Raw genomic sequence first — 8,448 nt, 5'->3', positions numbered from 1 at the left:
CGAGCGCGGTCGCGACGCCGCCGAGCGCGGCCGCGAGGACGCCGAGACCCGCGCCGCGGAGGCGATCGTCACGGTCGCCGAGCTCGAGGCCGAGATCGACGTGCTCCGCGCCGAGGTCGAGTCGCTCCACGCCGCCTCGCGCCGCGGGCACCGCAGCGCCTGATCGCCGTACGCCCCTCCGCCAGTCCTGGGGGAGCGGTGGTGGAGCCACACTTCTCACGCTGAAGAGGTGGCTGGACCACCGCCCCACCGCATGGAGCCCCCGACGCTCCCGCCGGCGGTGGCGGAGCCACACTTCTCACGCTGAAGAGGTGGCTGGACCACCGCCCCACCGCATGGAGCCCCCGACACTCCCGCCGGCGGTGGCGGAGCCACACTTCGTACGCCGAGAAGATGGCTGGACCACCGCCCGGGGGGCCCCAGGCCGCAGTGCGGAAGAATGACCGCTCGTGATCCCCGAGGACAACAGGTTCGAGAGCGACCCCGACGACGTCCTGCCCGAGGACCCCGGACTTCCCGAGGGCTGGACCGCCGACGCGCCCGACGGCACCGACGCCGCGACCGTGGCCCGGCTGACCGAGCTGCTGCGCGACCACGAGCGCGCCGGGCGCGGCTGGGCGGGCTCCGGCGAGGAGGAGGTCCTGGTCGAGATCTCCGAGCACGGCCAGGCCATGCGCGAGAACCTTGTCGTGCGCGACCCCGACGGGCTGATCCGGGCCTGGGGCAGCGTGCACGACCGCGCCGAGGGCCGGATGCTCTTCGTGCACGTCGTCGACCGCGACCTCGACGAGCACCTCGCCGACCGGTGCAGCGACGTGCTCTTCGAGTGGGCCGAGGCCCAGGCCAGGTCGGTGGGTGCGGCCCGCGGGCTGACGGTGCAGCAGATCGACACCGGTGCCTTCGCCGACGACGAGCGGCAGCACGCCTGGCTCGCTGATGCCGGCTTCGACCGGGTCCGCACGTGGTGGCAGATGAGCCGCTCGGTGGAGGCCGCCGAGGCCGAGCTGGTCCCCGACCCGGCCCGGTGGGAGCGCCGAGGCGTCGTGTTCCGGCTGGTGGAGCGGCAGGGTGACGGCATGCCCGACGTGGCCGACCTGCGCGCCATCCACGACGTGCTCGAGGGCGCGTTCACCGACCACTTCAACTCCGCCGAGGAGACCTTCCACGAGTTCATCCACCGGCTGCGCGAGGACCCCGGCCACCGCTGGGACCACTGGTGGCTGGCCGAGATCACGGACGGCGACGAGGTCGAGCCGGCCGGCGCGCTCATCGGCACGGTCAGCGAGTCGCCGGGCGGCGCCGACGGGTCCTACGTCTCCTACCTCGGCGTCCTCGAGTCCGCGCGCGGACGGGGCGTGGCCACCGGGCTGCTGCGCACGATCATCGCCGACGCCGCCTCCCGCAACCGCGACCGCGTCGGCCTCGAGGTCGACGCCGACTCACCGACGGGTGCTGACGGGCTCTACACCTCGATGGGCTGGGGCACGAAGTACGTCACGGAGTCCTGGCACCGGGACGTGCCGGTCGGCTGACAGTCCTCTCGGTGAGGTTCTCGACCGTTGCAACGGTCGAGAAGCACCGCAACCACCGGGTACCCGGTGGTTGCGCGGTCCGGGCTAGGACCGCAGCGACTCCCGCAGCGCCCGGTGCACCCCGGCCGGAGTGAGTACGCCGAGGAAGGTGGGGCCGCGGCGCACGCCGATCATCGGCTTGTCGTCGCGCAGCATCGCGGCGAGGGCGTCCTCGAGCGAGGAGTCGATGTCGATGGCCGCGCCCAGGTCGCCGGTCGAGACGCCGTCGAGGGGTTCGAGGTGCTCCTCGCGGAGCCGGGTCACGGTCAGTGTGCGGAGCCCGCCCGCCCCCACGAAGTCGGCCACCTGCTCGTCGGCCGGGTGGGCCAGCAGCACGCCCGGGGTGGCGTACTGGGCGAGGCGACCGCCGGCGGCGAAGACGGCCACGCGGTCGCCCATCCGGATCGCCTCGTCGATGTCGTGGGTGACCAGGACGACGGTCTTGCCGAGCTCGGCCTGGAGCCGTCGGAACTCGTCCTGCAGCCGGTGGCGCACGATCGGGTCGACGGCGCCGAACGGCTCGTCCATCAGCAGGACGGGCGGGTTGGCGGCCAGCGCGCGGGCGACGCCGACGCGCTGCCGCTGCCCGCCGGACAGCTCGTGCGGGTACTTCCTGGCGTACTGCTGCGGATCGAGGCCGACGGTGCTGAGCAGCTCGTGGGCGCGCTCGCGGGCGGTCGACTTCGACTCGCCGTAGAGCAGCGGCACGGTCATCACGTTCTGCTCGATGCGTTGGTGGGGGAACAGGCCGATCTGCTGGATGACGTAGCCGATGCCGCGGCGCAGCTCGACCGGGTCGGCGTCGGTGACGTCCTGGCCGTCGAGCCAGATCCGGCCGGTGGTCGGCTCGATGAGCCGGTTGATCATCTTGAGCGTCGTGGACTTGCCGCAGCCGGACGGCCCGACGAGGCAGACCATCTCTCCGCGGGCGACGTCGAGGTCGAGCTCGTGGACCGCGACCGTCCCGTCGGGGTAGGTCTTGCCCACACCTTCGAGCCTGATCATCGAGTCGCCGCCCCGTGTAGCGTCCATGCGGTGACCTTACTGGGAGCCGCGGACGACCCGAGCTGCTACAGCAGCCTCGTCAACGACTGGGTCTGCCTCGACTACGTCGCCGATCGCCAGCAGGAGATCCTCGACGCGACCGTCCAGCACATCGGCATCACGGTGGTCTCGGTCCTGGTCGGGTTGGCGATCGCGTTCCCGCTCGCGCTCGTCGCGCGCCGCCTGCCGCGGCTGGAGTCCACGATCCTCGGGATCACGACCGGCATCTACACGGTGCCCTCCCTGGCACTCTTCCCGCTGCTGGTGCCGTTCACCGGGCTGACCGCGACGACCGTCGTGATCGGGCTCGCGCTCTACGCCCTGACGATCCTGGTGCGCAGCCTGCTGGAGGGCCTGCGCTCGGTGCCCGACGACGTACGCGAGTCGGCGACCGGGCTCGGCTACAACCGCACCCAGCTCCTGCTGAGGGTCGAGCTGCCGCTCGCGCTGCCCGTCGTGATGGCCGGCCTGCGCGTGGCCACCGTGTCGACGGTCGCGCTGACCACGGTCGGCTCGCTGGTCGCCTACGGCGGCCTCGGCAACCTGATCAAGGACGGCGTCCTCACCAACTTCCGCGCCGAGCTCTTCACCGCTTCGCTGCTGTGCGTCCTGCTCGCCGTCGTCCTCGACGTGGTCCTGGTGCTGGCCCAGCGGTTCCTGACGCCCTGGACGAGGGGGGTGCGCGCATGAGCGTCTTCGGCGACATGTGGGCCTACCTGTCCGACGGCGCCAACTGGAGTGGCGGCGACGGCATCGCGGCCCTGCTCGGGCAGCAGCTGCTCCTCACGCTCACCGCGCTGCTGATGGCCATGGTCGTCGGCCTGCCGATCGCGCTCTGGCTCGGCCACCTCGGCCGCGGCGGCTTCCTCGCCATCAACATCTCCAACGTCGGTCGCGCGATCCCGACGTTCGCCCTGCTCGCGCTGCTGGTGGTCGCGCCGTGGCCCGGCGCCGACACCCTCGGCCCCTACGGCCGCGCCGGCCTGGCCACCCTCATCGCGCTCACGCTCTTCGCGCTGCCACCCATCATCACCAACTCGTACGTCGCCATGCGCGAGGTCGCACCGGAGGTCCGCGAGGCGGCCCGGGGGATGGGGATGACGCGCGTGCAGCAGTTCTGGCGCGTCGAGCTCCCGCTCGGGCTGCCGCTCGTCGTCTCGGGGCTCCGGCTCGCGCTGGTGCAGGTCTGGGCGACCGCGACGATCGCCGCGCTCGTCGCGGGCCCGGGACTCGGTCGCATCATCACCGACGGCTTCTTCCGCTCCAACTACGGCAAGGGCATCGCCGGGGCGCTCGTCGTGGCGGCCGTCGCGCTGGTGCTCGAGCTTGTCGCGGCGCTCGTGCAGTGGGCGGTCGACCCGGCCCGGCGAGGCACCCCTACAGGTGGGCGCACCGATGCGTTGTCGGTGGTCGGGTCTACCGTGGACGAGCCCGCCGAACCTGTCGGCTGACGATGCACATCCGGACACGCGCAGCCGCACGCTGCGGGACACAGAAGGAACATCATGAAGATCGCTCGTCCCCTCGCCGCGCTCCTCGCCGCGACGGCCCTCGCTCTCACCGGCTGCGCCGGTGACGACCTCTCCAGTGACAACGCCTCCGACGACTCGGGCTCGTCGGGCAGCGCAGACAAGGGATCGCTGACCATCGCCGGTCAGAACTTCCCCGAGGCCACCCTCGTCGCATCGATGTACGAGCAGCTCCTCGAGGACGCCGGCTACACCGTCGAGACCAAGCTCGTCGACTCCCGCGACGCCTACATGCCGACGTTCCCCGGCGACGTCGACATCGTCCCCGAATACGTCGGCGGCATCGTCAACTTCCTCAACACCCAGGCCGACGCCGAGGCCGAGCCCTTCGAGGCCGGCGACGGCCAGCAGCTCGCCGACGACGGCGCCAGCCTGCTCGAGGACGCCGGGATCGAGCTGCTCGACATCTCCCCGGCCACCGACACCAATGCGTTCTTCGTGACCCAGGACTACGCCGACGCCGAGGGCGTCACCACGCTCTCCGACCTCGAGGGCAAGAGCGTCGTGCTCGCGGCCGCGCCCGACTGCGAGGGCCGGCTCGACTGCGAGGGCGGTCTCTCCGACGACTACGGCGTCGACGTGACCAAGGTCCTCGAGCTCGGCTACGCCTCGGCGCAGACCTACAAGTCCGTGATCGACGGCGAGTCGCAGCTCGGCGAGACCTCGACCACCGACGGCACCCTGGAGTCCCAGGGCCTCGTCGTGCTCGAGGACGACAAGGAGATCCAGCCGGCCCAGAACCTCGTGCCCGCCGTCTCCGCCGACTTCCTCGCCGAGCACCCCGACGTGGCCGACATCCTCAACCCGCTGATGGCCGCACTCACCACGGAGAACCTCACCGAGATGAACGGTCAGATGGCCGTCGACCGGGCCAAGCCCGAGGACGTGGCCAAGGAGTTCCTGACCTCCGAGGGCCTGCTGTAGGGCTCAGCCAGTGATGACCTCGTGGTCCCGGAGCGCCAAGGCCTCCGGGGCCACGGTCGTCTCGTCCAGGACCGAGTGCGGCACCGAGAGCCGCCAGGCGCCGGTCGCCACGTCCTGCACGCGCGGGGCCGGGCCGTCGAGGGTCGCCACCCACTCCATCAGCGCGGTGACGTCGGCCCGTCGGTCCTGGGCGATGAGCCAGCCGGCGAGCCGGTGCACCGGCGGCAGGCCGCTCTCGACGAGCGTGCGTGATCCCCAGAGCTCGAGCACGCCTGAGCGCAGCAGCCGCCACCACTCGGGTGAGCAGCCGGGCACCAGCAGGAAGTAGCGCCACAGGTCGCCGGCGAGGACCCGGTCGACGAAGACCTGCTCCACCTCGGCCGAGCCGTGGGCGCGTACCGACGCCAGGGCCCGCCGCTTGGTCTCCCAGCGGTCCGACAGGTCCTGCACCGACGAGGCCCGGGTCTGGGTGATCGAGCCCTCGCGGATCCGCCAGCGGTAGACGACCTCCTCCAGCACGTCGAAGCGGCCCGCCAGGAAGGACCGGGTCGTGGTGGGCTGGTCCTCGTAGCGCACGCCCTCCGGCCACGCCAGGCCCGCCGCGTCCCAGAAGGAGCGACGCCAGACCTTGTTCCACGCGAAGACGTCGCCCAGGATCTCGGGCCGGTCCTCCACCCGCGCGCCGCGCAGGGGACGGTGCAGCCGCCGCATCCACGGTGGCTCGACCAGGGCGTCGCCCTCCCAGCGCACGATCGAGCCCGTCGCGAAGTCGGAGCCCGACTGCTGGAGGGCGCCCACCAGGTCGGCGTACGCCGTCGGGGGCAGGACGTCGTCGGAGTCGAGGAAGGCGAGGTAGTCGCCGCGCACGCGCTGGGCGCCGAGGTTGCGCGCGGCCCCCAGGCCGCCGTTCACCGAGTGCACGACGCTGATGCGGGTGTCACGGTGCGCCCACTCGTCGGCGATCTCCCCGGTGCGGTCGGTGGAGCCGTCGTCGACGATCACCGCCTCCCAGCGCCGGTGGGTCTGCGCGAGCAGGGAGCGGATGCAGTCGTCGAGGTAGTCCTCCACGCCCCACGCGGGGATCACGACTCCCAGCAGCGGAGCGCGGGAGAAGAGCCTCTTCATGGGGCGCGAGCCTAGTGGTGCCGGACCGGTCCGCCCGGCCGCCGGTAGGCTGCCCGCCGTGACCGAGCAGCCCAGAGCGATCGACGAGATGAACCCCGACGGAGTGCCGCGGAAGGTCCTCCTCGTCGCCGGCGCCGGTCGCAGCGGCACCAGCACCCTCGCCGGGATCGTGTCCAGGCTCGGGATGCACGTCCCCCTGCCCGAGGTGCCGCCGGACGACTCCAACCCGCGCGGCTTCAGCGAGCCCCAGTGGGTGGTCGACGTCCACGACGAGTGGCTCGCCGAGGCGCTCGTGCAGGTCAGCGACTCGCGGCCGACGGCGTGGTTCGACACCGGACGCATCTGCAGCCGCGAGCCCGCCCGGATCCGGGTCAGCGAGTGGCTCGAGCCGCACTTCGCCGACCACCCCGAGCTGGTCGTCAAGGACCCGCGGCTGAGCTGGTTCCTCGGCCTGTGGCGGGTCGCCGCGATCCGGACGGGAGCGACGCCGGTCTTCGCCACGATGCTGCGCGCGCCGGCCGAGGTGGTCGGCTCGAAGCAGAAGTACTACGCCAACAAGCTCGGCTCCTCCCACCTCGCCGCCAGCTGGGTCAACATGCTGCTCCACACCGAGCGGGCCACCCGCCCGGCCGAGGGCGACGGCGGTCGCGTGTTCGTCCGCTACGAGGACCTGCTGACCGACTGGGTGAAGACCACCACCGCGCTGGGCCACGCCCTCGACCTCCAGACGATCATCCACACGCGCAGCGACCAGATCCGCGAGGTCCACCGCTTCATCGACCCCAACCTCCGCCGCGTGACCTCCAGCCTCGACGACCTCGCCCTGCCCAGGCGACTGCACGACCTGACCGGCCAGACGTGGGAGGAGCTCAACAAGCTCGCCGACGAGGGCGGGGACACCCCCGACGCGCACGCGACCTTCGACCAGCTCCGCGAGGCGTACGTCGACCTCTACGAGGAGGCCGAGGCGATCAGCCGCTCGAGCGCCGAGCACGCCCGCCTCCAGGCACGCCGCCGCGCGCTGGCGGAGGCCTCGACCGGGTCCGAGGCCCGCTCCCTCGCGGACCGGGTGCCCCACGACGTACGCGCCGCCATCCCTCCGTCCGTACGCCGCGGGGTGCGCAAGGCGCTGGGCCGCACGCGGGACGGCCAGCCGTGACCGTCCCGATCGGCTCCGGCCAAGGGCTCACCAACCTCGAGGGCCACACCGACTTCGACCTCGTCTGGCCGTGGAACCAGCCCGGCGGCCTGCGCCGCGGCGCGACGGCGGTGCTGCGGGTCAAGAACGAGGCGCCCGGGCTGCGCTTCGTGCTGCCGCCGCTGCTGCGGGCCTGCGACCACGTGCTGCTCGTCGACAACGGCTCCGACGACGGCACCGGCGAGGAGGCGCTCCGCGTGGCCGCCGAGCACGGGCTGTCCGACCGCTTCACGCTGAAGGAGTACCCCTTCGCGGTCGCCCGCGCCGGGGGCGAGCACCTCGCCGTCAACGAGCGCTCGGTGCACTCCCTGGCCTACTTCTACAACTGGTGCTTCTCCCACGTCCGCACCCGCTACTCGTGGAAGTGGGACGGCGACATGGTCCTCACCACCGAGGGCGAGGTGTCGATGGCGGACCTGTCCTGGCAGGTGGGGATGGCCGAGGCCGTCATCCGCTTCCCGCGCCACGGGCTCTACATCGAGTCGGAGTCGAAGGCCTACCTCGACCTCGGCCTGCGCAACATCGAGGAGTGGGGCTTCCCGATGAGCCCCGACTACGTCTATGCCAAGGCGCCGGAGTGGGAGATCCGCACGACGCCAGACCGGATCGAGCAGTTCGCCCTGCCGCAGGGGCTGTGCGTCGAGCTCAAGTGGCTCGACGGCGACGAGTTCGCGCACTGGACCGACCCCGAGTCCTTCGCGACCTCGATCCGCAACCGCCGCAAGCGCCGCGAGTGGCTCGTCTGGAACGCGCTGCACGCCGGCGAGGTGCCCGAGGGCGTCGTCGAGATCGTCGCACCGGAGGGCGTGCACGTCGTCGACCACGTCACCCACACCTGGCTGCCCCGGGCCCCACGCCCCTTCGTCGTCGACGACCCCGACCACGCGAAGCTGCACCTGCGTGCCTGATCGACACGGCACCCGTGACGGGGTTCACAGGCCGGTGGGGCATACCGGGTCGGTGGTTCGTGGTTCCACCGGTCTATGGTCCCGGTGGCTTTAGTCCGGTTTGTGTAGTGAATTTATAGAATTCTCGACGTGGGCAGGGACGGAGCCGA

Annotated in this window: 8 protein-coding genes; 6 read left to right on the top strand and 2 right to left on the bottom strand. The window is 71.9% G+C overall.

What is annotated here, in order from left to right; all coding sequences use genetic code 11:
* The first annotated feature begins 449 nt into the window (after positions 1–449).
* Entirely contained in the window at positions 450–1,532 is a 1,083-nt protein-coding gene (locus JWN97_RS02385; protein WP_297617625.1) for a GNAT family N-acetyltransferase, read from the top strand.
* Positions 1,533–1,616: 84 nt separating this feature from the next.
* Here JWN97_RS02385 and JWN97_RS02380 read toward each other — a convergent pair whose 3' ends face one another.
* Positions 1,617–2,576, bottom strand: coding sequence for an ATP-binding cassette domain-containing protein (locus JWN97_RS02380; protein WP_297617628.1), 960 nt, complete (start codon positions 2,574–2,576; stop codon positions 1,617–1,619).
* Between the two features lie 30 nt (positions 2,577–2,606).
* On the opposite strand from JWN97_RS02380, the gene JWN97_RS02375 reads away from it, so the two are divergent.
* The 3 genes from JWN97_RS02375 to JWN97_RS02365 are packed head-to-tail and all read left to right on the top strand — an operon-like array spanning position 2,607 to position 5,068.
* Entirely contained in the window at positions 2,607–3,305 is a 699-nt protein-coding gene (locus tag JWN97_RS02375) for an ABC transporter permease (RefSeq protein WP_297617622.1), read from the top strand.
* Positions 3,302–4,066, top strand: a complete 765-nt coding sequence (locus tag JWN97_RS02370; protein WP_297617620.1) for an ABC transporter permease — start codon at positions 3,302–3,304, stop codon at positions 4,064–4,066. The genes JWN97_RS02375 and JWN97_RS02370 overlap by 4 nt, the downstream gene beginning before the upstream one ends.
* 54 nt (positions 4,067–4,120) lie before the next feature.
* Positions 4,121–5,068: an ABC transporter substrate-binding protein gene (locus JWN97_RS02365; protein ID WP_297617618.1), complete on the top strand. Its 948-nt coding sequence runs from the start codon at positions 4,121–4,123 to the stop codon at positions 5,066–5,068.
* A gap of 3 nt (positions 5,069–5,071) precedes the next feature.
* Here the strand turns inward: JWN97_RS02365 and JWN97_RS02360 are convergent, their stop codons facing one another.
* The gene (locus tag JWN97_RS02360; RefSeq protein ID WP_297617615.1) at positions 5,072–6,193 is read right to left on the bottom strand and encodes a glycosyltransferase; all 1,122 of its coding nucleotides are present in this window, start codon (positions 6,191–6,193) and stop codon (positions 5,072–5,074) included.
* Positions 6,194–6,251: 58 nt separating this feature from the next.
* Between JWN97_RS02360 and JWN97_RS02355 the strand changes: the two genes are divergently transcribed.
* Entirely contained in the window at positions 6,252–7,352 is a 1,101-nt protein-coding gene (locus tag JWN97_RS02355; RefSeq protein WP_297617612.1) for a sulfotransferase family protein, read from the top strand.
* On the top strand, positions 7,349–8,299 hold the full coding sequence (locus tag JWN97_RS02350; RefSeq protein WP_297617609.1) for a glycosyltransferase: 951 nt from the start codon (positions 7,349–7,351) through the stop codon (positions 8,297–8,299). Before JWN97_RS02355 ends, JWN97_RS02350 begins: the two co-directional genes overlap by 4 nt.
* Positions 8,300–8,448: the final 149 nt, after the last annotated feature.

The organism is Nocardioides sp. (genome assembly GCF_025965415.1).
GTDB lineage: Bacteria > Actinomycetota > Actinomycetes > Propionibacteriales > Nocardioidaceae > Nocardioides.
The sequence above is the reverse complement of the archived record's forward strand: the minus strand, read 5'-3'. Positions and strand labels throughout refer to the sequence as shown.

Bases quoted from the DNA above. Each gene is read 5' to 3' on its own strand.
- JWN97_RS02380 (WP_297617628.1), bottom strand. From the start codon at position 2,576: ATGATCAGGCTCGAAGGTGTGGGCAAGACCTACCCCGACGGGACGGTC.
- JWN97_RS02365 (WP_297617618.1), top strand. From the start codon at position 4,121: ATGAAGATCGCTCGTCCCCTCGCCGCGCTCCTCGCCGCGACGGCCCTC.
- JWN97_RS02370 (WP_297617620.1), top strand. From the start codon at position 3,302: ATGAGCGTCTTCGGCGACATGTGGGCCTACCTGTCCGACGGCGCCAAC.
- JWN97_RS02360 (WP_297617615.1), bottom strand. From the start codon at position 6,193: ATGAAGAGGCTCTTCTCCCGCGCTCCGCTGCTGGGAGTCGTGATCCCC.